The sequence below is a fragment of the Caldovatus sediminis genome (assembly GCF_014644455.1).
Taxonomy (GTDB): Bacteria; Pseudomonadota; Alphaproteobacteria; order Acetobacterales; family Acetobacteraceae; genus Caldovatus; species Caldovatus sediminis.
Genome location: NZ_BMKS01000020.1, coordinates 25,611 through 50,076, shown reverse-complemented (window position 1 = coordinate 50,076; position 24,466 = coordinate 25,611). Strand labels below are relative to the sequence as shown.

Sequence of the window (24,466 nt, the reverse complement as noted above, 5' to 3'; positions counted from 1 at the left end):
CGATGCTCACAAGGGTCAATCGCATCACCCGCGCGTCGGGGAATCCCACACGTGAGTCAAAAGCCACAGGATCTGGTATCATGCCTAACGCACGCCGCGAACAAGGACCGCAGAGCAACGCTTACCGCCGAGCTGGCGGAGACGAAGGAGAAAGCGGCGCAAGCGGGGCCGTGGCCGACGCCGCCAGCAGGGCACGAGAAGTGCCCGCGTTGCGGCAAGCCGACGATCATCAGGGAGCCGGAGGATGCGCCCGGCGCCTACTTCCTCGGCTGCTCGGGTTTCCCCGCCTGCAGATGGACCGGGGATTTGCCGGAGGGATGACGCCGTGCGGCTGAAGCCCCACCGAAGCCCCGAGCCGGAGGGAACCTGTGGATAACGCGGCCAAATCTTGGTGGGCGCACTAGGATTCGAACCTAGGACCCGCTGATTAAGAGTCAGCTGCTCTACCAACTGAGCTATGCGCCCGCCAAGCGCCCGGCGGCACCCACCGATGCAGGGCCGGCTAGATAGCGCCCCGGGCCGGCAAATCAAGCCCGAAATCCGCCCTGTCGCCTTCCTTCACTCGCGGGGCGGCTCGAATTCCACGCTCCGGTGCACCCAGGCCGAAAGCAGCAGGCCGAAGCCCAGCATCACGGTCAGCATCGCCGAGCCGCCATGGGAGATCAGCGGCAGCGGAACCCCTCCGACCGGGATGGAGCCGGTCACCATCGCAACGTTGACGAAAACATAGAGGAAATAGTTCGTCCCCAGGCCCACCGCCAGCAGTCGCCCGAACTGATGCCGACAACGCAGCGCCACCAGATGGCAGAACACCACCACAAGAAGCATCAGACCGAGCACGGTCATGGCACCCACAAGGCCAAATTCCTCCGCCAGCATCGTGAAGATGAAGTCGGTCTGCTTTTCCGGAAGGAAGTTGAGGTGCCCCTGTGTGCCCTGCAGGAATCCCTTGCCCCACACCCCGCCGGAGCCGAGTGCGATCTTCGACTGGATGATGTTGTAGCCAGCCCCGAGCGGATCGCTCTCCGGGTCGAGGAAGGTCTGGATCCGCGCCTTCTGGTAGTCGCGCAGGTGCTGGTAGGCGATGGGCGCGGCCACCGCCGCTGCCCCAAACGCCAGCGCGAACTTCCACCAGCGGACTCCCGCCGCCCAGAACACCGCGGCCCCGACGGTGGCGGTGATCAGCGCGGTGCCGAGATTGGGCTGCTTCAGGATCAGGGCGACCGGAACGGCCACCGCCACCACGGGCGGGATCAGGAACAGGGGGTTGCCCACCCGCTCCCAGCTCGCCCTGCGGAACCATGCGGCGAGCGCAAGGACGAGCAGGATCTTCATCAGCTCCGACGGCTGCAACTGCACCGGACCGACGTCGATCCAGCGCTGCGCGCCCTTGCCGACGTTGCCATGCACCAGCACCAGCGCCAGCAGCGCGAGACCGCCCGCATAGGCCGGCCAGGCGAGGCGCGCGATCACCCGAATGTCCACCAGCGCCACGGCCAGCATCACCACGAGCCCGAAGCCGAAGCGGATCGCGTGCCGCTGCGCGTAGGGCTCCGGCGCCCCGCCACCCGCCGAGTACAGCGCCACATAGCCCACCGTCGCGAGGAGGCAGAGCAGCAGCACGAAGCCCCACGGGATCCGCCAGAGCTTCGCCAGGATGACGGCGCCTCGGTCGTGGGCGAGGAGCCGGCGCTCGAACACCGCCGTCATGGTCGGGCGGCCCCCGCCAGGCGCGGTCCCGGCACGGCCGGACCGTTGCCGCCGGGCCGCAGGCGCTCGAACGCCTCGATCAGGATCTCGCGCGCGAGCGGCGCCGCGGCGCCGGAGCCGCTGGTGCCGTGCTCGACCACGACCGAGACTGCGAAGCGGGGATCGTCGTGCGGCGCGTAGGCGACGAACAGCGCGTGCGGCCGCCATTCCCGCGGCAGCTGGCTGACGTGGAAGCCGCGCTCGCGCTGCTCGCGCGTCACGCGCCGCACCTGGGTGGTGCCGGTCTTGCCCGCCATCTGCGCGCCGAGGGAGGCGGGCAGGCGGGATCGCCGCGCCGTGCCGCCCTCCTCGTTCACCACCGCCCACATGGCCTCGCGCACCAGCCGCAGATCGCGCTCGGGGATGCCGAGCGGGGGCCAGTCCTCGGGCCGCGATCCGGGCGCGGGGCGGCCACCGACCGCCCGCGTGAGGCGCGGCTGCACCGCCCGCCCGGTGGCGAGGCGCGCCGTGTAGGTGGCGAGCGCGAGGGGGCTGAGCTGGTAGAAGCCCTGGCCGATGCCGTGCACGACCGTGTCCCCCAGCGCCCAGGGCCTGCCCTGGGCCTCGCGCCAGGCGCGGGTCGGCACCAGGCCGCGGCGCACGCCGGGCAGCTCGATCCCCAGGTCCACGCCGAGGCCGAGGCGGCGCGCCATCGCCGCGATGCGGTCGATGCCGAGGCGCTTCGCCATCTCGTAGAAATAGACGTCGCACGAGTACTTCAGCGCGGCGCGCAGGTCCATCCCGCCGTGGCCGCCGCGGTTGTGGCAGTGGAACCGGGCGTTGCCGAGGTCCATGTGCCCCGGACAGTGCACGCGCTCGCCGGGCGTGCAGACGCGGGCCTCGAGCGCGGCCAGCGCGACCGCCATCTTGAAGGTCGAGCCCGGAGCATAGAGGCCGTTCGTCGCCTTGTTGATCAGCGGCGTCGCGCGGGAGGCCGTCCATTGCCGCCACTGCTCCGCGGAGACGCCGGCATTGAACAGGTTGGGATCGAAGGAGGGCTTGGTCGCCATCGCCAGCACCTCCCCGTTGCGCGCGTCGAGCAGGACGGCCGTCGTGCCCTCCTCGATCTTCCCCCGGATCGCCTTCTGCAGCTCCGCGTCGACGGTGATCTGCACGTCCTGTCCGGGGACGCCCTCGCGCCGGTCGAGCTCGCGGATGACGCGGCCGACCGCGTTGACCTCGAGCTGGACCGTGCCGGCGCGGCCGCGCAGGACCCGGTCGTGGTGCCGCTCCACCCCGGCCCGGCCGACGCGGATGCCGGGCAGCGCGAGCAGCGGATCGTCGCCGATGTCGGCCTCCGCGGGCGCCGCGACGTAGCCGACCACGTGGGCGAGATCCTCGCCCTCCGGGTAGATCCGCGTGGTGCCCATGTCCACGACGATGCCCGGCAGGTCGGGCGCGTTCAGCTCGATCCGCGCCATCTCCTCCCAGTCGAGGAACTCCCGTACCACGACGGGTACGAAGCGGCGGCGCCGGCGCACCTCGCGCTCGATCCGCGCCCGCTCCTGCTCGGCGAGCGGGACGATGCGCGAGAAGGTGTCGAGCGTGGCGGTGACGTCGGCGGTCTGCTCGGCGACCAGCAGGGCGCGCCAGTTCAGCCGGTTCGCGGCCACCACGCGCCCCTCGCGGTCCAGCACCCGGCCGCGCGGCGGGGCGATGAGCCGGACGCTGATCCGGTTCTCCTCGGCGAGGGTGGCGTAGCGCGCGCCCTCCTCGACCTGCAGCCGCCAGAGCCGGTGGCCGAGGAAGCCCAGGGCCCCGATCTGCGCGGCGGCGAGCACGAGGGCGCGGCGGGTGAAGACGCCGCGGCGGCGTTCCTCCTCGCGCCGGGCGCTGGTGCCGAGGCTGCCGCCCAGGCCCTGTCCCGGGGCGGCGCGGCGGCGCCAGCGCGGGCCGGACCTCCGCGGCAGGCCGATCACGCCGCCTCCTCCTCCGCCCGGCTCACCACCCGGAGCAGCCGCGCCATCGGCCAGGCGAGCAGGGGGTAGAGCCCGGCGGAGAGCAGGAAGAGGTGCCATGCCGGGGCGAGGGCGGGCACGCGCAGCGTCAGGAGGAGCTGCAGGACCCAGCCGAGTGCCGCGGCCGCCCCCGCCGTGACGCAATAGAGGATCCAGGCCACCGGAAAGCTCTGCCGGGCGATCGGCCGCCGCCAGCGCACCGCCGCGCCATGCACCGCCAGCAAGGTGAGCACCCCGGCGCCGAGCGGGGCGAGGCCAAGCAGGTCCTGCAGCAGGCCGAGGGCGAAGACCACCGGCGAGGACATCGCCGCGGGGCGGTGGACCGACCAGAAGAACACCGCCGGCAGGCCGATCGCCGCGACCACGCCCGGCGGCCCGGCCGGCGCGGCGGCGAGGACCATCAGTCCGGCCGCGGCGAGGCCCGGCAGGCTCGCCCGGCCGAAGGAGTCGAGCCGCTGCAGCAGACCGGGGGGCGACGCCTTGCGTCCCGGCGGGGCGGGCCGCGGCGGCGTGGCGCCGCGGCCCGTCATCGCCGCGCCATGGCGGCAGTTCCGCCGCCCCTGCGGGGCGCCGGCCGCGCCACCGCCTCCGGCGGCAGGATGCCATCGGGGCCGAAGTCGAACAGCCGCACCAGATCGAGCCGGTCGAGCCGGGCGAACAGCTCGACCTCCGGCGCGCCGGAGGCGGACCAGCGCACCACGCCGACCGGCAGGCCGCCGGGAAAGAGATTGCCCTCGGCGCTGGTGACGAGCCGCTCGCCCTCGGCCGGCCGCGTGCCTTCCGGCCAGTAGGCCAGGCGAGGCCGCGGACCGTTGGTGCCGATCATCAGCGCGCGCGCCCGGCTGCCCTCGAGCGCCACCGGGATGCGGCTGTTGATGTCGGTGGCGAGCAGCACGCGGGCGGAGCGAGCGCCGACCTCGGTCACCCGACCGACGAAGCCGCGCTCGTCGAGCGCCACCTGGCCCTTGCGGATGTCGTGGCTGGGGTGGAGGGCGAGCAGCACGGCGCGCGCATAGACGCCGCCGCCGTCGGCCACCACCCGGGCGGTGACGAAGCGCGGCGCGGGGTCGGGGATGAAGTCGAGCTGGCGCCGGAGCAGCGCGTTTTCCGCCTCGAGGGCGTGGGCGGCCGCCTGCCAGCGGCGGAGGCGCTCGTTCTCCTCGCGCAGGCGGGCGTTCTCGGCGCGCAGCGCGACCAGGGTGCGCGCCTCCTCCGCCGCGTCGCGCGCCGCACGCAGCGGCTCGGCCACCGCTGCCCAGATCGGGGCGAGGGCGTCGGCGAGCGCCGTGCGGGCACGCTCGGCCAGCAGCGCGTCGGCCTTGCCGAGCAGCATGGTCGCGAAGGCCGCGGCGACCATCACCGGCAGCGTCAGCCGGGCCAGCGCCTGCCGCAGCGGGATGCTGAGACGCAACACGGTTCGGTCCGCCCCCCTCCGCCGGGCGTTGTCCCCCGGCCGCCCCCCCAGGCTACCCGTCGATTCAGTACATGGAGGTTAGCACATGGCGAAGCCGCTTCATCTCCTCAAGCGCCCGGCCGGTGCCGAGCGCGACGCAGGAGAGCGGTTCCTCGGCCACCGTGACCGGCAGCCCGGTCGAGTCGCGCAGCACCTGGTCGAGGCGGTTGAGCAGCGCGCCGCCCCCGGTCAGCACGATGCCCTTGTCCACGATGTCGGCGGCGAGCTCCGGCGGCGTGTTCTCGAGCGCCACCTTCACCGCCTCGACGATCTGGCTGACCGGCTCGGCGAGGCTGTCGGCGATCTGGCGCTGGCTCACCACCACCTCGCGCGGCACGCCGTTCATCAGGTCGCGCCCCCTCACCTCGGTCAGGGTGCCCTCGCCGCCGTCCTCGGGCGGCGCGGCGGAGGCGATCTCCATCTTGATCCGCTCCGCCGTGCTCTCGCCGATCAGCAGGTTGTGGTGGCGGCGGATGTAGCTGATGATCGCCTCGTCCATCTTGTCGCCGCCGACGCGCACGCTGCGCGCGTAGACGATGCCGCCGAGCGAGATCACCGCGACCTCGGTGGTGCCGCCGCCGATGTCCACGACCATGCTCCCCGACGGCTCGGTCACCGGCAGGCCGGCGCCGATCGCGGCGGCCATCGGCTCCTCGATCAGCAGCACCTTGCGGGCCCCCGCGCTTTCCGCGCTCTCCTGGATGGCGCGGCGCTCCACCGCGGTCGAGCCCGAGGGGACGCAGACGACGACCATCGGCGAGGCGAAGCTGCGCCGGTTGTGTGCCTTGCGGATGAAGTGCTTGATCATCTCCTCCGCCACCTCGAAGTCGGCGATGACGCCGTCGCGCAGGGGGCGGATGGCGGCGATGTTGCCCGGGGTGCGGCCGAGCATGTGCTTGGCCTCGTTGCCGACCGCGAGGACCTGCTTGCGCCCGCGCAGGTCGGCGATGGCCACGACCGAGGGCTCGTTCAGCACGATGCCGCGGCCCTTCACGTAGACCAGCGTGTTCGCGGTGCCGAGGTCGATGGCCATGTCGGCGGAGAGGAAGCCGAACAGGCGGGAGAACATGCGAGCAGCCTTCCGGTGGCAGCAGAGGGGGCGCCCGGCGTCCGGCGCTGGCGGGGGTCACGATGGCGCGCGCGGGCCGGGGCAGGCCGCCTTACCCGCCCCGGCGCCGCCGCTCAAGGCCGGAATTGGCAGGGACCGCAACCCGTTGGCAAGGCAGGCGTTTTTCGCCCAGCACCCACCGGCGCCAACAAGCGGAGACCTGCCACGATGACGCGCAAGCTCGGCCTCGCCCTCCTCGCCGCCGCCGGTCTTGGGCTGTCCGCCTGTGGCTACACGACCACCGACCGGGCAATCTCCGGCGGCCTGCTCGGCGCCGGCGCCGGGGCGGGCATCGGCGCCCTGGCCGGCGATGCCGGCACCGGCGCGCTGATCGGCGGCGGCCTCGGCGCGCTCGGCGGCGCCGCGACCAGCGGCAGGAACATCAATCTCGGCCGGCCGATCTGGCGCTGAGGCGCACCGCCGCCGCAGCCGCCGCCCTCGCGGGGGCTTCCCATCCCGCGCGGGGCGCCTGCCCGCCATGCCTGACCGCGAGGCGATGGGCAGGGCCGCCCGCAGGCAAGCGTCCCATGCCCGATCCTGCGATCGGCGCCGATCCGCCCAGGACGCCGGCGCCGGGCCGCCGGCCGTCGGGGGGAGCCCGGCCGCGGCCGCGGCTCGGGTGGGTCCCGCCGCCGCACCGGCCTGCGCCCCTCGCCCGCCCCCCGGCGTCGGGTCAGGCCCCGCGGATCACGCCGACGACGAGCGAGACCAGGAACAGCACCAGGAAGATCGCGAACAGCACCTTGGCGATGCCGGCCGCGGTCGAGGCCACGCCGCCGAAGCCGAACAGGCCGGCGATCAGCGCGATGACGAGGAAGATCAGCGTCCAGTAGAGCATGGGGCGACTCCGACTGCGTCCTCGCCGCCCAACGCCCCCGCTGCCGGAGGGTTGCCCATGCCGAACGAGCGGGGACCGCGGCCCGCGCTACTCCTCGCGCTCGAGCCGCTCGATGTCCTCGTCGGAAAGGCCGAAATGGTGGCCGATCTCGTGGATCAGCACGTTGCGCACCAGGCGGAACAGATCCTCCCCGGTCTCGATCCACTCGAGAAGGATCGGCTCGCGGAACAGGAGGATCGTGTCGGGCGCCGAGGGGACGTCGCCGACGCTCTTCTGCGTCAGCGGCACGCCGCGGTAGAGGCCGGTGAGCTCCCAGGGGCTCTCGAGGCCCATCTCGGCCAGGATCTCGTCGTCCGGCGCCTCCTCGACCACGATCGCGGTGCCGCGCACGAGGCTGCGCAGCGGTTCGGGGATGGCGGCGAGGGCGGTCTCGGCCATCTCCACGATGTCCTCGGCGGTGGGGGGCGTGCCATGGCGCATGATGGGCGCCACCGGACGCCGCGCCGCCGTCCGCGTCAAGCGGTCCGGGAGGAGAAAGAGGAGGAACGACGCGCCATGGCCCCCATCGCCCGGCTCGACCCCGCCGCCCGCGCCGCCCTGCCCGGCATCCTGCCGGGCTGGAGCCTGATCGAGGGCCGCGACGCCATCCGGCGCGGCTTCCGCTTCCGCGACTTCTCCGAGGCCTTCGGCTTCATGGCCCGCGTCGCCCTGCTGGCCGAGAAGCACGACCACCACCCGGAATGGTCGAACGTCTGGAACCGGGTGGAGATCACGCTGACGACCCACGACGCGGGCGGGCTGTCGGAGCGCGACGTCGCGCTGGCGCGCGCGATCGACGCGCTGCTGGGGGAGGGGGGCGGCTGAGGCGCGCCTCAGCCGCCCCGGCCCGTCAGGCGCGTCCCGCCGCGAGCAGCCGGCCGAACAGCGGCACCGCGGCGGCGAGCTCGGCGATGCGCGCGCGCTCCTGCGGGGTGTGGATCGTGTCCGAGGATTCCGGGCCGAGGACGACGCAGGGGGCGATCGCCTGCAGCTCGCAGGCGTCCGTGCCGTAGGGGACGGTGCGGGCGCGCTGGTTGGTGTGCTGCACGGCGAGCTGGATGAGCGGGTGGTCCTCGGGAAGCTCGGGCGGCGGCCCCTCGCGCTGCTCGGTCAGGCGCACCCCGGCGCGGGCGGCCGCGGCGCGGACGGCCTCGACGACGGGCGTGGGGTCTATGGAGTGGCTGTAGCGGTACTTGATGCCCGCGGTGGCGCGCGCGACCGTCACGTTCAGCGCCGTGCCGTGGTTGTCGAGGACCAGGTTGAAGTCGGAGAAGGGCGGCTCGTAGGCGGGGTCCTGCAGCGAGGGGTCGCTGCGCAGGCGCTCGTACAGGCTGCGCATCTCGGCGAGGAAGGGGATGAGCTGCCAGTTGGCGTTCACCCCGGTGCCGAGGGCGGAGTGCGCCTGCACGCCCTCCGCCTCGGCCGTGAAGTTGATGTGCGAGCGGTGGCCGCGCACCGGGGCGAGGCGTGTCGGCTCGGCGACGACGATGCCGAGGAGGCCGAGGGAGCGGGCGAGGGCGGAGGACTGCGCGATCAGGCGCGCGCCCTGCTTGGTGGTCTCCTCGTCGGTGGTGAGGAGGAGGGTCACGGGGGTGTCCCTGTCGGCGGCCCTGGCGGCGAGGATGGCGGCGGCGACCTGGCCCTTCATGTCGGCGCTGCCGAGGCCGTGCAGGAAGCCCTGCTCGTCGATGCGGGCGGAGAAGGGATCCTCCTGCCAGCCGGTGTCCGGCACGGTGTCCATGTGGCCCGAGAGGGCGTAGCCGCCCGGCGGGCCGCGATGGGCGACGAGGGCGCGCTTCCGCACGCCGCGGGCGTCGGCGTAGTCGAGCCGCTCGATCTCGAAGCCGGCGAGTTCGGCCTCGATCCGCTCGGCGAGGGGGAGGTTGGAGACGAAGGAGCGGCTGTCGATTCGGACCAGGTCCGCGGCGAGCCGGGCGACGGCGGTTTCGAGTTCGGTCATGGCAGGGGGAGGATGGACTTGCGGAGGTGCGTGCGGCAAGCGACCTTCCCGCCGCCATGACGACGCCGCCCGCCGCCTATCTGGACCCCCGCACCGGCCGCACCTGGCCGCTCGATCCGCCGCGCTGGTGCGGCGACGGCCGGGCGCCGCTGCTGCTGACGCCGCTGCCCGGCCTGAGGCGCGACGCGATCCGGCGCGAGCGGCGCTCGCTCTGGCGCTACGCCGCGGCGCTGCCCTTCGCGCCGGAGGACCCGATCAGCCTGGGCGAGGGCTGCACGCCGCTGGTCCCCCGCCGCGTCGCCGGCGCCACCGCGCTGCTGAAGTGCGAGTGGTTCATGCCGACCGGCAGCTTCAAGGACCGCGGCGCCAGCGTGATGCTCTCGCTGCTGCGCGCGCAGGGGGTGAGGGAGGTGCTGGAGGATTCCTCCGGCAATGGCGGCGCCGCCGTCGCGGCCTACGCGGCGGCCGGGGGGATGCGGGCGAAGATCCTGGTGCCGGCCGGCACCTCCCCGGCCAAGACCGTGCAGGCGCGCGCGAGCGGCGCCGCGATCGAGCTGGTCCCCGGCAGCCGCCAGGACTGCGCGGAGGAGGCGTTGCGCCAGGCGGAGCGCATCTTCTACGCGAGCCACAACTGGCATCCGTTCTTCCTGCACGGCACCAAGACGCTGGCCTACGAGCTGTGGGAGGACCTCGGCTTCCGCGCGCCGGACAACGTGATCGTCCCCTGCGGCGCGGGCTCGAACGTGCTCGGCTGCGGCATCGGCTTCGAGGAGCTGAAGCGCGCCGGCGAGATCGCGCGGCCGCCGCGCATCTTCGCCGCGCAGCCGGAGAACTGCGCGCCGATCGCGCGCGCCTTCCTCGGGGCGCCGGCGGCGGCGCCGGCGCCGACGATCGCCGAGGGGACCGCGATCGCCCGGCCGATCCGGCTGCCGGAGGTGCTCCAGGTGCTGCGCGACACCGGCGGCGGCGCGGTGATGCTGAACGAGGCGGAGATCGGCGCGGCGACGCTCGACCTCGCGCGCGGCGGCGTCTATGTCGAGCCGACCTCGGCCCAGGCGGCGGCGGCCTTCGCCAAGCTGCTGGCGAGCGGGGCGATCCGCGCCGAGGAGACGACGGTGGTGGTGCTGACCGGAACGGGCCTCAAGGCCACGCCGCGCATCGCCGAGCTGATGGGGGTGTCGCTGTGAACGGTCCGCGCGTCGCGCTGCTCGGCTTCTCGATCGAGTGCAACCGCTTCGCCCCGCCGGCGGAGCGCGAGGACTTCGCGCACCGCTGGTTCGAGGGCGAGGCGATGCTCGCCGACGCCCGCGCGGCCGCGCCGCGCATGCTGGCCGAGATGCCGGGCTTCGTCGCAGATATGGACGCCGCGGGGCCGTGGCGGCCGCGCCCGATCCTGCTCGCCATGGCGGAGCCGAACGGGCCGGTGCGCGGTTCCGTCTTCGCCGGGATGATGGCGATCTGGCGCCGCGGCCTGGAGGCGCTGCGCGGGGAGGTGGACGGGGTCTACTGCGTGCTGCACGGCGCCGGCCTCGCCGAGGGCGACGACGATCCCGAGGGCACGGTGCAGCAGCTCGTCCGCGACATCCTCGGCCCGGAGGTGCCGGTGGTGTGCAGCTACGACCTGCACGCCAACGTCTCCGACCGCATGGTGGCGCTGTGCGACGTCTTCGTCGGCTACCGCACCAACCCGCATCTCGACCTGCGCGAGCGCGGCGCCGAGAGCGCGCGGCACCTGCGCCGCCTGATGGGCGGCCTGCGCGCGCACCGCGCCTTCCGCCGCCTGCCGATCGTGGCGCCGACGGTCAGCATGCTGACCGCGCAGGGACCCTACGCCGAGGTCATCAACCTCGGCCAGGAGCGGCAGGCGGGCGATCCGCGCATCCTCAACGTCTCGGTCATGGGCGGCTTCGCCTACGGCGACACGCCCTTCAACGGCATGGCGATCATCGTCACCGCGACCGAGGCGGAGGCGGCGGAGGCGCTGGCGGATGAACTCGCCCTTGCGACCTGGGAGCGCCGGCATCGTTTCGTGGCGCACCTCACGCCGCTGGAGGATGCCGTGCGCCGCGCGAAGGAAAGTCCGGTGCCGCTCGCCTTCGCCGACGTCGCCGACAATCCGGGCGGCGGCGCGCGCGGCAACACGATGTACATCCTGGAGGCGTTCCACAAGGCGGACGTGCGCGACTGCCTGGTCGGCATCATCCACGACCCGCTGCTCGCCGCGGAGGCGCACCGCCTCGGCCGCGGCGCGCGCCTCACGGCGCGGTTCAACCGTCCGCAGGGCACGCTCGCGGCGGACGACCCGTTCAGCCGGCCCTTCGCGGCGGAGGCGGAGGTGCGCGCGCTCTCCGACGGCCGGGTGACGGGGCGGCGCGGCATCTACGCCAACACGGCGGTGGACCTCGGCCCGACCGCGGCGCTGCAGATCGGGGGCATCACGGTCGTCGTCGTCTCGCGCCGCGCGCAATGCGCCGATCCGGTGTTCTTCGAGCATCTCGGCCTTGACATCGGCGCCGCGCGCGCGGTGGTGGTGAAGTCGCGCGGCCATTTCCGCGGCGGCTTCGACGAGTTCTTCCGCCACGAGCAGATCGTCGAGGTGGACTGCCCCGGCCTGACCAGCCCGATCCTCTCCCGCTTCGACTGGAAGCGCCTGCCGCGCCCGGTGCTGCCGCTCGATCCCGACGCGAGCTGGTCGCTGCCGGCGCGCGCCCGCTGACGGACCGCCCGGGGGCGTCCTGGCGCGCGCCGCGGTTGCGCCATAGTGTGCCTGCCATGACGACCCTGGACGACCTGCCGACCCCCTGCCTGGTCCTCGACCTCGGCATCCTCAAGCGCAACCTGGCGGCCATGGCCGACGCCATTGCGCGCCATCCGGGCGTGCGGCTGCGCCCGCACCTGAAGACCGCGAAGAGCCGCGAGGTCGCGGCCCTGGCGGCGCCGGGGGGCGGTCCGATCACCGTCTCGACCCTCGCCGAGGCGCGCTACTTCGCCGAGGGCGGCTGGCGCGACCAGATCTACGCCGTCGGCATCGCCCCGGCGAAGCTCGACGCGGTGGCGGCGCTGAACGCCGCCGGCGCTGACGTGAAGGTGATCACCGACGATCCGGACGCCGCCGCCGCCATCGCCGCCCATCCCGGCCCGGTGCGCGCCCTGGTCGAGGTGGACGTGGGCGAGGGCCGCGGCGGCGTCGCGCCGGACTCGGAGGCGCTGCTGGCCGTCGCCGCCCGCCTCGGGCCGCGCCTCGTCGGCGTTCTGGCCCATGCCGGGCACTCCTACGCCGGCCGCTCGCCGGGCGAGATGGAGGCGATCGCCGAGGCCGAGCGCGCCGGCGTCGTGCGCGCCGCCGAACGCCTGCGCGCGGCGGGGCACCGGGTGGAGATCGTCTCGCTCGGCTCCTCGCCGACCGCGCTGCACGCGCGCTCGCTCGCCGGCGTCACCGAGGTGCGCGCCGGCGTGTACATGTTCGGCGACCTGTTCCAGATGCAGCTCGGCACGCACGGGCCGGAGGACATCGCGCTCACCGTCCTCGCCTCGGTGATCGGGCGCAAGCCGGAGCGCAACGCGGTGCTGCTCGACGCCGGCGCCCTGGCGCTGTCGAAGGACCGCAGCACCCAGGCCGCGCCGCGCGACTACGGCTTCGGCCTGATGCTGGACCGCGCCGGCCGCCCGAGCTTCGGCGATGCCATCGTCGTGCGCACCCACCAGGAGCACGGCGAGGTGCGCGGCGAATCCGGCCCGCTGCCCTTCGACCGGCTGCCGGTCGGGGCGCGGGTGCGCGTCGCGCCGAACCACGCCTGCCTCACTGCCGCCGCATACGACCGCTATCATGTGGTCGAGGGCGGCGAGCAGGTGATCGCCGTCTGGGGCCGCGTCAACGGCTGGTAGAACGGCGGCCGGCGGCGCCGGGCGGGCGCGACTTGCGCCGGCCGGCGGGATGGGGTTAGGAGGCCCGCGGGCCGCAGGGGCGCCGCACGCCGCCCCGGTGTCCCCGGCGGGCCCGACGGATCGGAGAGTCGCGTCCTTGGTCATCCTCGTCACCGGCGGCATGGGCTTCATCGGCTCCGCGGTGGTGCGCCGCCTGCTGGCGACGACCGATGCCGTCGTCGTCAACGTGGACAAGCTGACCTACGCCGCGAGCCCGGACTCGCTCGGCCCCTGGCTGCGCGACCGGCGCCACGTGCACGTCCGCGCCGACATCTGCGACGCCGCCGCGATGCGCGCGGCGTTCGCGCAGCACCGCCCGCGCGCGGTGATGCACCTCGCGGCGGAGAGCCACGTGGACCGCTCGATAGACGGGCCGGCGGACTTCATCCGCACCAACGTCGTCGGCACGCAGGTGCTGCTGGAGGCGGCGCGGGAGCACTGGCTGTCGCTGGACGCGCCGGCGAGGGCGGCGTTCCGCTTCCACCACGTCTCCACCGACGAGGTGTTCGGCTCGCTCGAGAGCGCGGACGACCCGCCCTTCCGCGAGACGACGCGCTACGACCCGCGCAGCCCCTACTCGGCCTCCAAGGCGGCGTCCGACCACCTGGTGCGCGCCTGGCACCACACCTACGGGCTGCCGGCCTTCGTGACGAACACGACGAACAATTACGGGCCCTGGCAGTTCCCCGAGAAGCTGATCCCGCTCGTCGCGCTCAACGCGCTGGAGGGCAAGCCCCTGCCGGTCTATGGCGACGGCTCCAACATCCGCGACTGGATCCATGTCGAGGACCACGCGGAGGCGCTGGTGCTCGCGTTGCAGCGCGGGCGGCCGGGCGAGACCTACTGCCTCGGGCCGCGGCAGGAGCGGACGAACCTGCAGGTGGTGAAGGCGATCTGCGCCACGCTCGACCAGCTGCGCCCCGACCCGGCCGGGCCGCGGGAGAGGCTCATCACCTTCGTCAAGGACCGGCCGGGGCACGACTTCCGCTACGCCATGGACCCGTCCGCGGCGGAGCGGGCGCTGGGCTGGAAGGCGCGGCGGGACTTCGAGACGGGCCTCGAGGAGACGCTGCGCTGGTACCTCGACAACGAGGCGTGGTGGCGGCCGATCCGCGAGCGGCGCTACGCCGGGCAGCGCCTGGGGACGGCGGCGGCATGAAGGGCATCCTGCTCGCCGGCGGCTCCGGCACCCGGCTGCATCCGATGACGCTGGCGGCGAGCAAGCAGCTCCTGCCGGTCTACGACAAGCCGATGGTCTACTACCCGCTGGGGACGCTGATGCTGGCGGGAATCCGCGACATCCTGGTGATCTCCACGCCGCAGGACCTGCCGCAGTTCCGCCGCCTGCTCGGCGACGGCTCGCAGTTCGGCGTCGCGCTGAGCTATGCCGAGCAGCCGCGGCCGGAGGGCATCGCCCAGGCCTTCCACATCGGCGCCGAGTGGATCGCCGGCGGGCCCTGCGCGCTGGCGCTCGGCGACAACATCATCTACGGCCACGGCCTGTCCGACCAGCTCCGCACCGCGGCGACGCGGGCCGAGGCGGGCGAGGCGACGGTCTTCGCCTACCGCGTCGCCGATCCGGAACGCTACGGCGTGGCGGAGTTCGACGCGGCCGGGCGCGTGCTCTCGCTGGAGGAGAAGCCGCCGCGGCCGAAGTCGGACTGGGCGGTGATCGGCCTCTACTTCTACGACCGGCGCGTGACCGAGCTGGCGCGCGGCCTGCGGCCCTCGGCGCGCGGGGAGCTGGAGATCACCGACCTCAACAGGGTCTACCTGGAACTCGGGGCGCTGCGCGCGGAGCGGCTCGGCCGCGGCTGCGCCTGGCTCGACGCCGGCACGCCCGCCTCGCTGCTGCAGGCGGCGCTGTTCGTGCAGACCGTGCAGGAGCGCCAGGGGCTGCAGGTCGGCTGCCCCGAGGAGATCGCCTTCCGCATGGGCTTCATTGACGCGGCGGCGCTGCGCGCCCGCGCCGCCGCGCTCGGCAGGACGGCCTACGGCGCCTACCTGCTGGATCTCGCGGAGGGACGGCACGCGTGAGGGTCGAACGCCTCTCCATCCCCGACGTGCTGCTGATCGAGCCGCGGCGCCTCGCGGACGAGCGCGGCTTCTTCTCGGAGGTGTACAGCCGCCGGGCCCTGGCCGAATGCGGCGTGGACGTGGAGTTCGTGCAGGACAACCACAGCCTCTCGCGCCAGGTCGGCGTGGTGCGCGGGCTGCACTTCCAGGTCCCGCCCTCGGCGCAGGGCAAGCTGGTGCGGGTGACGCGCGGCGCGGTGTTCGACGTCGCGGTGGACATCCGCCACGGCTCGCCGACCTTCGGGCGGCACGTCGCGGCGGTGCTGAGCGCCGCGAACTGGCGCCAGATGTGGATCCCGCGCGGCTTCGCCCACGGCTTCTGCACCCTCGAGCCCGACACCGAGGTGATCTACAAGGTGGACGCCTACTACGACCGCGCCGCGGATGCGGGGATCCTGTGGAACGACCCCGCGCTCGGCATCGAATGGCCGGTGACGGCGGAGGCGGCGGTGCTGTCGGAGAAGGACCGCGCGGCGCCGCGCCTCGCCGATCTGCCGCGGCACTTCACCCATCCGGGCTGAGCGCGATGCGGCGCGTCCTCGTGACCGGGCGCGGCGGCCAGGTCGCGACCGGGCTGGCGACGGCGCTGCCCGCGCGCGGCTTCGAGGCGGTCCTCGTCGGCCGCCCGGAATTCGACCTGGAGCGGCCGGAGAGCATCGCCGCCGCGATCGCCGAGGCGCGGCCCGACGCGGTGGTGAACTGCGCCGCCTGGACCGCGGTGGACGCCGCCGAGGACGAGGAGCCGGTGGCCTTCCGCGCCAATGCGCTCGGGCCGGCGCGTGTCGCCTCGGCCTGCGCGCGCGCCGGCGGCGCGCCGCTCATCCACCTCTCCACCGACTACGTCTTCGACGGGCGCAAGGGCGCGCCCTATACGGAGGAGGACGCGCCGAACCCGCTCGGCGCCTATGGCCGGACCAAGCTCGCCGGCGAGTGGGCGGCGCTGTCGGGCGCGGAGCGCGTGGTCGTGCTGCGCACCGCCTGGGTGCACGCGCCGACGGGGCGGAACTTCGTGCGCACCATGCTCGCCCTCGGCGCGCAACGGCCGGAGCTGCGCGTGGTGGCGGACCAGCGCGGCTGCCCCACCGCCGCGCCGGACCTCGCCGACGCCATCGCCGCGGTGCTCGCGCGCCTGCGCGAGACCGGCTGGCGCCCGGAGTATCGGGGCGTGTTCCACGCCGCAGGTGCGGGCGAGACGACCTGGCACGGCTTCGCCGAGGCGATCTTCGAGGCGGCCGCCCCCTTCGGCGGGCCGCGCCCGAGGGTGGTGCCGATCGCCACGGCGGAGTATCCGACGAAGGCGGCGCGTCCGGCGGACGGCCGGCTGGCGTGCGGGAAGCTCGCGCATGTCTTTGGCGTGGGGCTGCCGCATTGGCGCGACGGCCTCGAGCGCGTGGTCTGCGGCCTCTACGAGATCGGGTGAAACGAGCATATTGTGGTATGCGGCCGTGCTAGGTAACCTGCGCGCAAACGCGATCAACGCCGCGCGGAGCTATGTCCGCCGCCGACCCTGGCTCAAGCGCCGCCTCTTGCGGTTGCTACGTCCGCTCTGGCCCTATCTCCAACCGCGCTTGGTCCGCCAGACCGACACTAACTACCGTAGCTGGATCCGCCGCTACGACACGCTCTCAGACGCCGACCGCGAGGCGATTCTCGCCCACATCGCGCGGTTGCCGCGCCGACCGCTGATCTCCGTGGTGATGCCGGCCTACGAGACGCCGGAGCGTTTCCTGCGCGAGGCGATCGCCTCGGTCCAGGCGCAGCTCTACCCGCACTGGGAGCTCTGCGTCGCCGACGACGCGTCCCCCTCGCCGCACGTCGCCCGCGTACTGGAGGAGGCGGCGCGCGCGGACGCGCGGATTCGATGGGTCCGCCGCGAGACCAACGGCCACATCTCGGCGGCCACCAACACTGCGCTCGCGCTGGCGACCGGCGAGTGGGTGGCGCTGATGGACCACGACGACCTGCTCGCCGAGCACGCGCTCTACGAGGTCGCGGTTGAGATCAACGCCAACCCCGACGCCGCGCTGATCTATAGCGACGAGGACAAGGTGGACGCTGGGGGGCGGCGGAACGCCCCTTATTTCAAGCCGGACTTCGACCCGGACCTGCTGCTCGGGCAGAACCTCGTCAACCATCTCGGCGTCTACCGGCGCGACCTGCTGACGGCGATCGGTGGCATGCGAGAGGGGTTCGAGGGCAGCCAGGACCACGACCTCGCGTTGCGCGCCGTCGGCGCCTGCGGGGCGGAGCGGGTCCGCCACATCCCGGCCGTACTCTACCACTGGCGGCAGGCCGCCGGTCCCGCCTCCTTCTCGGAGGCGTACCTGGCCCGCTGCGTGGACGCCGCCCGCCGCGCCGTCGCGGAGCACCTCGCCGCGCGCGGCGTCCGCGCCGAGGTGATCACCGCGCCGCTCGCCCCGGCGTATCTGCGTGTGGTCTGGCCGCTGCCGGACCCCGCGCCGCTGGTCTCCGTCATCATTCCGACGCGCGACCGCGTGGATCTGCTCCGCGGCTGCGTCGAGGGCCTGCTGCACCGGACCGGCTACGGCCCGATCGAGGTGCTGATCGCCGACAACGGCAGCGAGGAGGCCAGGACGCGCGAGCTGTTCGCGATGCTGGCGCGCGACGCGCGCGTGCGCGTCCTGCCGATGCCGGGGCCGTTCAACTACTCGCGGCTCAACAACCGCGCCGTCGCCGAGGCGCGTGGCGAGGTGCTGCTGCTGCTCAACAACGACACCGAGGTCCTCGAACCGGGCTGGCTGCGCGAGATGGTCTCCCACGCGGTGCGGCCGGAGATCGGCGCGGTCGGCTGCAAGCTGCTCTACCCGAACGGCCGCGTGCAGCATGGCGGCGTCATCCTCGGCATCGGCTGGCCCTGCGGCGTGGCGGGCCACCATTTCGTGGGCGCCGCGGGCGGCGCCGCGGGCCCCTTCGGGCAGCTTGCCCTCGTGCGCAGCACCTCCGCCGTGACCGCCGCCTGCCTCGCGGTGCGCCGGCACGTGTTCGAGGAGGCCGGCGGTCTCGACGAGGAGAACCTGCCGGTCGCCTTCAACGACGTGGACCTGTGCCTGCGGATCCGCGAGCGCGGCTACCGCAACCTCTGGACGCCCTTCGCCGTCCTCCGCCATTGGGAATCGGTCTCCCGGGGCCTCGACCTGGAGGGGGAGAACGCCCGGCGCTTCCGGCGCGAAATCGCCTACATGCGCCGGCGCTGGGGGGCAGTGCTCGACAACGATCCCTTCTGGAACCCGAATCTCTCGCTGTCGGACAGCATGCGCACCCTCGCCTGGCCGCCGCGACGGGAGAGACCCTGGCGGTGCGCCGCGTCGTGACCGGCGCGGACAAGGAGGGTGCTGCCGTCCCGATGGTCGGACCGAGCCTCACCGACCTCGCCGACATCGAACCGGGAGCCCGGCGCTGGCTGCACGGCCTGCCCGGCCTGCCGCGCCTGCGCCACTGGCCGCAGTTGGCGAAGGAGCTGGGGCGGCTGTCCCGGCGCGCCGCGGAGCGGCTGGGCGAGGTGGCGCGGGCGGCGGTGCTCGATCCGGCGATGCGCCTCGGCATCCGGCCCGAGCCGCTGCTGCGCGTCGAACCCGGCGGGAGGAGCGATCCGGCGCGGAAGGGCGTGGCGCTGTTCGTGCACTTCAGCCCCGACGGCCGCATCTCCCGCATGGTGCGGCGTCAGCTCGAGACCTACGATCGGCTCGGCTTCGAGACCGTCTTCCTCTCCAACGCTCCGCGCATCGCCGAGGCCGACTGGCAGGAGGCCCGCGCGCGCGTGGCGCTCGCGGTGCATCGGCGCAACTTCGCCCTCGACTTCGGCGCCTGGCAGGACGTCGCGCCGCTGGTGCTGCGGCGCTGGCCGCAGGCGGAGGAGCTTCTTCTGGTCAACGACAGCGTGCTGGGGCCGATCCGGCCGCTCGACCCCGTGTTCGCGGCGATGCGGGCAGCCGGGCCGGGCGTGTTCGGACTGCTGGAGAGCATCCAGGGCGGTCCGCACCTGCAATCCTGGTTCCTGCTGGCGCGCGGGCGGGAGGTGGTGGCCGATCTCGTCGCCTTCCTTGCCGCGCTCCGCCTGAGCGTCTCGAAGTGGCACGTCGTCCAGCGCGGCGAGCTGCGGCTCGCGCGCGCGATGCGGCAGCGAGGGCACCGCGTCGCGGCGGTCTATTCCTATGCCGCGCTGCTGGAGCGCGCCCTGTCCGATCCCGCGGAGCGGGCCTACCTCGCCGCGGCGCTGCCGTGGCTCGAGCCGCGCCGGGCGCTCCCGGAGGCCGAAGCGGTGGCCGCGATGCGGCTGCGGCTGCTGCGACGGCCGGTGAACCCGGCGCGCCTCTTCTGGCGCGTGCTGTACGGGCCCGCCGGATGCCCGCTGATCAAGACCGAGCTCATCCGCCGCAACCCGGGCCGCCTGCCCGGGGTGGAGGTCTGGCGCGAACTGGTCCCGCCCGATCCGCCCTGCCCGCTGCCGGAGATCGAGGCGCACCTGCGCCTGATGGGCGCGGCGCCGGCACGCTGAGGTCGGGTCAGGCGCGGCTCCTCACCGCAGCACCTCGAACATGCGGTAGGTCCCATCGAGCTCGGGGGGCAGCGCGAGCGGGCGCAGCCAGGGTGGCGGATCGCCGGAACCGCGCAGCCGTGCTTCCAGGCTCTCCGGATGCATCGGGCCGAGGTTCGGGGGCCGCGTGCGCAGGCAGAGGAGGATGAACCGGACCCCGCGCCGGTCGAGGACCGCGCGCGCGGTTGCCTCGTCGCGCGCGGTGAACACCGCGACCGTGTCCTCGAAGGCCGCGCCGCCGCGATGATACGGCGCCGAGACGTAACGGTAGGGCGTGAGATAGGCGAGTTCGGGCGTGATGTCCGGACTGGCCGTCAGGATGATGGGGTCCGCATCGCCTGGAGCGGAAGGTCCGGCGCCAGGCCGCGCCGCGACAAGCCAGCGCGCCAGCGCGTCCGTGCGGCAGGCGTGCTCCGCGGACTCGCCCGAGGCGTTCGGGTGCGGCATGAGGAGGGCGAGATAGGGTGTACACGTCACCACCGCGATCGCGGCGGCGACGGCGAGCGCGCGGACCATCCGCCCAGGGAGGCGCAGGGCGAACCAGACCAGCCCCGCGCCGGCGATGCCGGACACCGCGGCGAGATCCACGACGAAGCGCCGGTGCGTCATCGTCGCGGCGAGCGTCACGGCGAAGGGCAGTGCGAGGACGAGCCAGGCCGGCCAGCGTCGCCCATCGCGCGCCCAGGCCAGGAGGGCGATCGGCAGCGCGAGCAACGGCCCCGCCGCCACGCCGGCCCAGGCCAGGAGGTCGAACAGCCCCTCGCGCGTCGGCGCGAGCGGCTGCATCTCCCTCACCATCGGCAGGAACAGGGCGATGCTGCCCGCATCGGCGCCCGCGAGCGAGCCGGAGAGCGCGCGCGGATAGAGCGCGAGCAGCACCGCGACGGCCCCGCCCGCGAGGCCCGCGCCGAGCGCCAGCCGCCGCGCGCGGTCCGATGCGCCGAACCGCATCGCCATGGCGAAGCTCCCGGCCGCCAAGGCCGCGATCAGGACGTGCTGCGCCGAGACCTTGTCGTACTCGCCGACCAGCCAGCGTGCCGGCGGCTGCTCCACCGCGACCGCGACGGCGAGTCCCGCCAGCATCGCGCCGGCGATGCGCATGCCCTGCCGGGCGAACGGCGTCCCGTCCGGCGCGACCAGCCAGGCGAGGCCGAAGGCGGCGAGCGCCGGGCCCGCGACCAGCAACGCCTCGGGCGAGACCCAGACGCCGAGCGCGAAGGCGAGCCCGGCGCCGATCGCGGCACGCCCGGTCTCCCGCGGCTCCAGCGCCGCGCGCAGGGCCGCCCCGAGACCCACCACCGCAGCGATCAGGATGAGCATGTGGTGGTCGGTGAAACCCGCGCGGCCGTAGCCGAAGGCGATCGGCGGGGTGCCGATCAGGGTCAGCGCGGCGAACCAGGCCACCGTGCCAGGCCAGAGTGCGGCCGCCGCCCAGGCGGCGGCGAATGCGGCGGCGATGTGCTGCACGGGGGCGGAAAGCGCGCCCGACCAGAAGATCGCACGGCGTGCGTCCACGCCCGCGAGACGCTCCGCCACGAGCGCCGGACCGAGAATCAGCACGTCGAGCGGCCGCGTCCAGTGCATGGACAGGCCGTAGGGCGCGTTGAGCCGCGCGATGTCGGTCGCGTACCAGTCGCCGGTCCGCCGCAGCGCCTCCACGCGCATGGTGCGCACATAGGCGTCGGTGTCGCGCAGGCGGCCCTCGACGGCGATGCCGTGCGGCCCGGTGGCAAGGCGCGCATGCACCGCCAGTCCCACCAGCAGGACGAACAGGGCGAGGATCGGGATGCGCCGGGCTCGCCGGCGGCGCACCGGCGTTGGCCGATCGGGGATCACCTCGCGCATGCGCTCCCTCACGCGGCCGCGGGCGGCCAGTCCTGCGCCCAGGGCTGCACCGCCTCGAGGCACGCCGCAAGATCGAGCAGGCGATGATCGGCGTGCCACGGCGCCACGAGCTGCAGGCCGACCGGCAGGCCCCCGGCCGTGCGCCCGCAGGGCACCGACAGCGCCGGGTGGCCGGTGAGGTTGAAGGGAAAGGTGTAAGGATACCAGGTGGCGCGGATGCGGCCCGCCTCGCCGCTGCCGCCACCCACCGCGAAGGGCGCGAAGGGATCGAGCCCGGCGGGCGGAGCCGGCGCGCTGAGCGTCGGCGTGGCGAGCATGTCCACGCCCGCTTCGAACAGTGCGACGACGCGGCGGAAGAGCGTGGTGCGGTGCGCCGTCGCGGCGAGGATCTCGGCCGCGCTGCGGCGCTGGCCACGCGCGACGGTCTCGCGCAGGCTGGCGTCGAGCCGGTCCGCCGCGGCCGGCAGATGGGACGCGAGCCGGCCGGCAAGCCCCGCCTGGAGGAGGACGAGGAAGGCCTCCTCCTCGGCGGCGAGGTCGCTCTCGACCGGCTCGACGGCGGCGCCCATCGCCTCCAGGGCGCGGATCGCGGCGGTGGTCAGCGCCTCCACCTCGGCGTCGAGCAGGCGGTTGCCGACGCGCGGCGCCCAGCCGATGCGCAGGCCCTCGAGGCGCGCGCCGAGCGGCGCGGCGTCGGGCGGCAGCGCCGCCGCATAGGGATCGCGCAGGTCCGGCCCCTCGATGACGCGCAGCATCAGCCGTGCGTCGGCGACGGTGCGGGCCATCGGGCCGATGGTGCTGGTGTTGCCGAACAGGTCCGGCGCGTGGACGTGCGGCACGCGCCCGAGGGTCGGCTTCAGCCCCAGGATGCCGCAGCACGCCGCCGGGATGCGGATCGAGCCGCCGCCGTCGGTGCCGAGCGCGATCGGCCCGAGGCCCGCGGCGACCGCCGCCGCCGCCCCGCCGGAACTGCCGCCCGGCGTGTGCGCGGCGTTCCAGGGATTGCGCGTGATGCCGGTGAGCGGGGAATCGGTGAAGGGCTTGTGGCCGAACTCGGGCGTCGTCGTCTTGCCGATCAGGATCGCGCCGGCGGCGCGCAGCCGCGCCACCGGCGCCGCGTCCTCGCCCGGCACGTTGTCGGCGAACAGCGTCGAGCCCATGGTGGTGCGCAGCCCGGCGGTGTTCGTCAGGTCCTTCACCGAGAAGGGCACGCCGTGCAGCGGGCCGAGGGGCTCGCCGCGCGCCACCGCATCCTCCGCCGCGCGCGCCGCCGCGCGGGCCTGGTCGGCGGCGACGGTGACGAAGGCGTTGAGCACCGGCTGGCTGCGCTCGATGGCCGCGAGCACCGCCTCGACCAGCTCGACCGGCGAGAGGCGGCGGGCGCGGATGGCGGCGGCCGCATCGGCGGCGGAAAGGCGCGTCAGGTCGTTCGGCACGGCTCAGATCATCCAACGGCCGCCGTCGATCAGCAGGGTCTGCCCGGTGACGTAGCGCGCATCCTCGCTGGCGAGGAATGCGACGACGCCGGCGACATCCTCCGGCTCGGCGACATAGCCCATGGGAACGCTGTTGCGCACCTTGTCGATCACCTCGGGCGGCAATCGGTCATGGGCACGGGTGCGGATCGCGCCGGGCGCGACGGCGTTCACGTTCACCCGGAACGGCGCGAGCTCTCGCGCGAGGGCGCGCGTGAAGCCGATCACGCCCATCTTCGCCGCGGCATAGTCCACCATGCCGACATCGCCATAGAAGGCGCTTTCCGTGGACATGTTGACGATCCGCCCGGCGCGGCGCTCGCGCATGCCCGGGACGACCTGGCGCGAGACCAGCATCGTCGTCATCAGCGAGACGTTCAGGACGAAGCGCCAGGTCTCGGGTTCGGAGTCGTGGAACTGGCGCGACCGCTCGCGCGCACTCTGGCCGACATTGTTGAACAGGATGTCGAGCGGGCCGAGATCGCGCGCGATCCGGGCGAAGGCGTCCGCCACCGCCGTCTCCTGCGTCAGATCGGCGGCAAGCGGCAGCACGGCGGGCGCGCCGACTGCGCGGCAGGCCTCGGCCGTCGCGGCGAGGGCATCGGCCTCGATGTCGATCAGGGCGAGGCCGGCGCCCTCCGCGGCGAACCGGAGGGCGGTGGCGCGGCCGATGCCGTTCGCCGCGCCGGTGATGGCGGCGCGGCGGCCGGCGAAGCGGAGGGTGGAGGCGGCCATCAGTGGAAGGTCCTTCCGCCGTCCACTGCGAGCGCCGCGCCGGTGACGTAGCCAGCCTCGTCGGAGACGAGATAGAGCGCCGCGGCGGCGATCTCCTCCGGCGTACCGATGCGCTTGATCGCGTAGCGGTCGAGGATCACGGCGAGCTCCGCCTGCGGGTCGGCCGCACGCTCCCAGGAGCGGCGGAACATCGGCGTGTCGACAATGCCCGGGCAGATCGCGTTGACCCGGATGTTGTCGGCGGCGAGCTCGATGGCGAGCGTCTTGCCGAACATCACCACCCCGGCCTTGGAGGCGCAGTAGGCGGTGCGGTCCGGCAGCGGCCGCAGCCCGGCGCCGGAGGCAATGAGCACGATCGCACCACCGCCCGACGCACGCATCGCCGGCAGCGCGGCGCGGCAGACCAGCATCGGCGCGGTAAGGTTGACGCCGATCACCCGCGCCCAGTCCTCGGGCGACATCGCCTCGACCTTGCGGATCAGATCGACGCCGGCGGCGCAGACGACGCCGTCCAGCCCGCCGAGCGCCGCCGCGGCCCGCTCCACGGCGGGCGCGACCGCGGCGGTGTCGAGCAGGTCGCAGGGAAGCGGCGTGCCACCGCCTTCCCGCGCCGCGGCTTCCAGTCCCGTCGCGTCGCGGTCGAGCAGCGCCACGCGTGCGCCCTCCGCGGCGAAGCGGCGCGCCGTCGCGCGCCCGATGCCGCTCGCCGCGCCGGTGACGAGCACGCGGCGTCCCCGGAGCCGGGCCATGA

General features: G+C 74.1%; 23 protein-coding genes and 1 tRNA gene. 11 read left to right on the top strand and 13 right to left on the bottom strand.

Annotated features, from left to right (window positions below; all coding sequences use genetic code 11):
* Positions 1-389 precede the first annotated feature (389 nt).
* From IEX99_RS20425 to IEX99_RS20400, 6 genes are all read right to left on the bottom strand, one after another.
* Positions 390-465: transfer RNA gene (locus IEX99_RS20425), tRNA-Lys, on the bottom strand.
* 93 nt (positions 466-558) lie between these two features.
* Complete coding sequence (gene rodA, locus IEX99_RS20420) at positions 559-1,710, bottom strand: rod shape-determining protein RodA (protein WP_188903743.1); 1,152 nt, start codon at positions 1,708-1,710, stop codon at positions 559-561.
* Positions 1,707-3,668: a penicillin-binding protein 2 gene (gene mrdA / locus IEX99_RS20415; protein ID WP_308421511.1), complete on the bottom strand. Its 1,962-nt coding sequence runs from the start codon at positions 3,666-3,668 to the stop codon at positions 1,707-1,709. Before mrdA ends, rodA begins: the two co-directional genes overlap by 4 nt.
* Positions 3,665-4,237: a rod shape-determining protein MreD gene (locus IEX99_RS20410; protein ID WP_229678179.1), complete on the bottom strand. Its 573-nt coding sequence runs from the start codon at positions 4,235-4,237 to the stop codon at positions 3,665-3,667. Before IEX99_RS20410 ends, mrdA begins: the two co-directional genes overlap by 4 nt.
* Positions 4,234-5,121, bottom strand: coding sequence for a rod shape-determining protein MreC (gene mreC / locus IEX99_RS20405; protein WP_188903738.1), 888 nt, complete (start codon positions 5,119-5,121; stop codon positions 4,234-4,236). Before mreC ends, IEX99_RS20410 begins: the two co-directional genes overlap by 4 nt.
* Before the next feature lie 64 nt (positions 5,122-5,185).
* Positions 5,186-6,229, bottom strand: coding sequence for a rod shape-determining protein (locus tag IEX99_RS20400; RefSeq protein ID WP_188903735.1), 1,044 nt, complete (start codon positions 6,227-6,229; stop codon positions 5,186-5,188).
* A 207-nt stretch (positions 6,230-6,436) separates the two neighbouring features.
* On the opposite strand from IEX99_RS20400, the gene IEX99_RS20395 reads away from it, so the two are divergent.
* Positions 6,437-6,679: a hypothetical protein gene (locus IEX99_RS20395; RefSeq protein ID WP_188903734.1), complete on the top strand. Its 243-nt coding sequence runs from the start codon at positions 6,437-6,439 to the stop codon at positions 6,677-6,679.
* Between the two features lie 262 nt (positions 6,680-6,941).
* Here IEX99_RS20395 and IEX99_RS20390 read toward each other — a convergent pair whose 3' ends face one another.
* Together IEX99_RS20390 and IEX99_RS20385 are read right to left on the bottom strand one after the other, a co-directional pair.
* On the bottom strand, positions 6,942-7,106 hold the full coding sequence (locus tag IEX99_RS20390; protein ID WP_188903732.1) for a DUF1328 domain-containing protein: 165 nt from the start codon (positions 7,104-7,106) through the stop codon (positions 6,942-6,944).
* An 87-nt stretch (positions 7,107-7,193) separates the two neighbouring features.
* A complete protein-coding gene (locus tag IEX99_RS20385) occupies positions 7,194-7,544 on the bottom strand; it encodes a metallopeptidase family protein (RefSeq protein WP_229678178.1) in 351 nt (116 codons plus the stop codon).
* 117 nt (positions 7,545-7,661) lie between these two features.
* Between IEX99_RS20385 and IEX99_RS20380 the strand changes: the two genes are divergently transcribed.
* The gene (locus IEX99_RS20380) at positions 7,662-7,970 is read left to right on the top strand and encodes a 4a-hydroxytetrahydrobiopterin dehydratase (protein ID WP_188903728.1); all 309 of its coding nucleotides are present in this window, start codon (positions 7,662-7,664) and stop codon (positions 7,968-7,970) included.
* Positions 7,971-7,995: 25 nt separating this feature from the next.
* Here the strand turns inward: IEX99_RS20380 and IEX99_RS20375 are convergent, their stop codons facing one another.
* A complete protein-coding gene (locus IEX99_RS20375) occupies positions 7,996-9,105 on the bottom strand; it encodes a M20/M25/M40 family metallo-hydrolase (RefSeq protein WP_188903726.1) in 1,110 nt (369 codons plus the stop codon).
* Positions 9,106-9,161: 56 nt separating this feature from the next.
* Between IEX99_RS20375 and IEX99_RS20370 the strand changes: the two genes are divergently transcribed.
* The 9 genes from IEX99_RS20370 to IEX99_RS20330 all read left to right on the top strand — a co-directional run bounded on the left by IEX99_RS20370 (position 9,162) and on the right by IEX99_RS20330 (position 19,621).
* Positions 9,162-10,292 carry a pyridoxal-phosphate dependent enzyme gene (locus IEX99_RS20370; RefSeq protein WP_188903724.1) on the top strand — a complete coding sequence of 377 codons (1,131 nt, stop codon included), beginning with the start codon at positions 9,162-9,164 and terminating at the stop codon, positions 10,290-10,292.
* Complete coding sequence (locus tag IEX99_RS20365) at positions 10,289-11,821, top strand: M81 family metallopeptidase (protein WP_188903722.1); 1,533 nt, start codon at positions 10,289-10,291, stop codon at positions 11,819-11,821. Before IEX99_RS20370 ends, IEX99_RS20365 begins: the two co-directional genes overlap by 4 nt.
* 56 nt (positions 11,822-11,877) lie before the next feature.
* Positions 11,878-12,990, top strand: coding sequence for an alanine racemase (locus tag IEX99_RS20360; protein WP_188903720.1), 1,113 nt, complete (start codon positions 11,878-11,880; stop codon positions 12,988-12,990).
* Positions 12,991-13,126: 136 nt separating this feature from the next.
* The gene (gene rfbB, locus IEX99_RS20355) at positions 13,127-14,188 is read left to right on the top strand and encodes a dTDP-glucose 4,6-dehydratase (RefSeq protein ID WP_188903718.1); all 1,062 of its coding nucleotides are present in this window, start codon (positions 13,127-13,129) and stop codon (positions 14,186-14,188) included.
* Complete coding sequence (gene rfbA, locus IEX99_RS20350; protein WP_188903716.1) at positions 14,185-15,066, top strand: glucose-1-phosphate thymidylyltransferase RfbA; 882 nt, start codon at positions 14,185-14,187, stop codon at positions 15,064-15,066. Before rfbB ends, rfbA begins: the two co-directional genes overlap by 4 nt.
* Positions 15,063-15,626, top strand: a complete 564-nt coding sequence (gene rfbC / locus IEX99_RS20345; protein WP_188903714.1) for a dTDP-4-dehydrorhamnose 3,5-epimerase — start codon at positions 15,063-15,065, stop codon at positions 15,624-15,626. Before rfbA ends, rfbC begins: the two co-directional genes overlap by 4 nt.
* A gap of 5 nt (positions 15,627-15,631) precedes the next feature.
* Positions 15,632-16,525 carry a dTDP-4-dehydrorhamnose reductase gene (gene rfbD / locus IEX99_RS20340; protein ID WP_188903712.1) on the top strand — a complete coding sequence of 298 codons (894 nt, stop codon included), beginning with the start codon at positions 15,632-15,634 and terminating at the stop codon, positions 16,523-16,525.
* 148 nt (positions 16,526-16,673) lie between these two features.
* Positions 16,674-18,437 (top strand): glycosyltransferase family 2 protein, encoded by a 1,764-nt coding sequence (locus tag IEX99_RS20335; protein WP_188903710.1) that lies wholly within the window; start codon positions 16,674-16,676, stop codon positions 18,435-18,437.
* Positions 18,434-19,621, top strand: a complete 1,188-nt coding sequence (locus IEX99_RS20330; RefSeq protein ID WP_188903709.1) for a hypothetical protein — start codon at positions 18,434-18,436, stop codon at positions 19,619-19,621. Before IEX99_RS20335 ends, IEX99_RS20330 begins: the two co-directional genes overlap by 4 nt.
* Positions 19,622-19,642: 21 nt before the next feature.
* Here the strand turns inward: IEX99_RS20330 and IEX99_RS20325 are convergent, their stop codons facing one another.
* From IEX99_RS20325 to IEX99_RS20310, 4 genes are read right to left on the bottom strand one after another with little or no spacing between them, the layout of a single operon-like run.
* A complete protein-coding gene (locus tag IEX99_RS20325) occupies positions 19,643-21,505 on the bottom strand; it encodes a hypothetical protein (RefSeq protein ID WP_188903707.1) in 1,863 nt (620 codons plus the stop codon).
* An 8-nt stretch (positions 21,506-21,513) separates the two neighbouring features.
* Positions 21,514-22,941, bottom strand: a complete 1,428-nt coding sequence (locus IEX99_RS20320; RefSeq protein WP_188903705.1) for an amidase — start codon at positions 22,939-22,941, stop codon at positions 21,514-21,516.
* 3 nt (positions 22,942-22,944) lie between these two features.
* Entirely contained in the window at positions 22,945-23,715 is a 771-nt protein-coding gene (locus IEX99_RS20315) for an SDR family NAD(P)-dependent oxidoreductase (protein ID WP_188903703.1), read from the bottom strand.
* Positions 23,715-24,464 carry an SDR family NAD(P)-dependent oxidoreductase gene (locus tag IEX99_RS20310; protein WP_188903702.1) on the bottom strand — a complete coding sequence of 250 codons (750 nt, stop codon included), beginning with the start codon at positions 24,462-24,464 and terminating at the stop codon, positions 23,715-23,717. Before IEX99_RS20310 ends, IEX99_RS20315 begins: the two co-directional genes overlap by 1 nt.
* Positions 24,465-24,466: the final 2 nt, after the last annotated feature.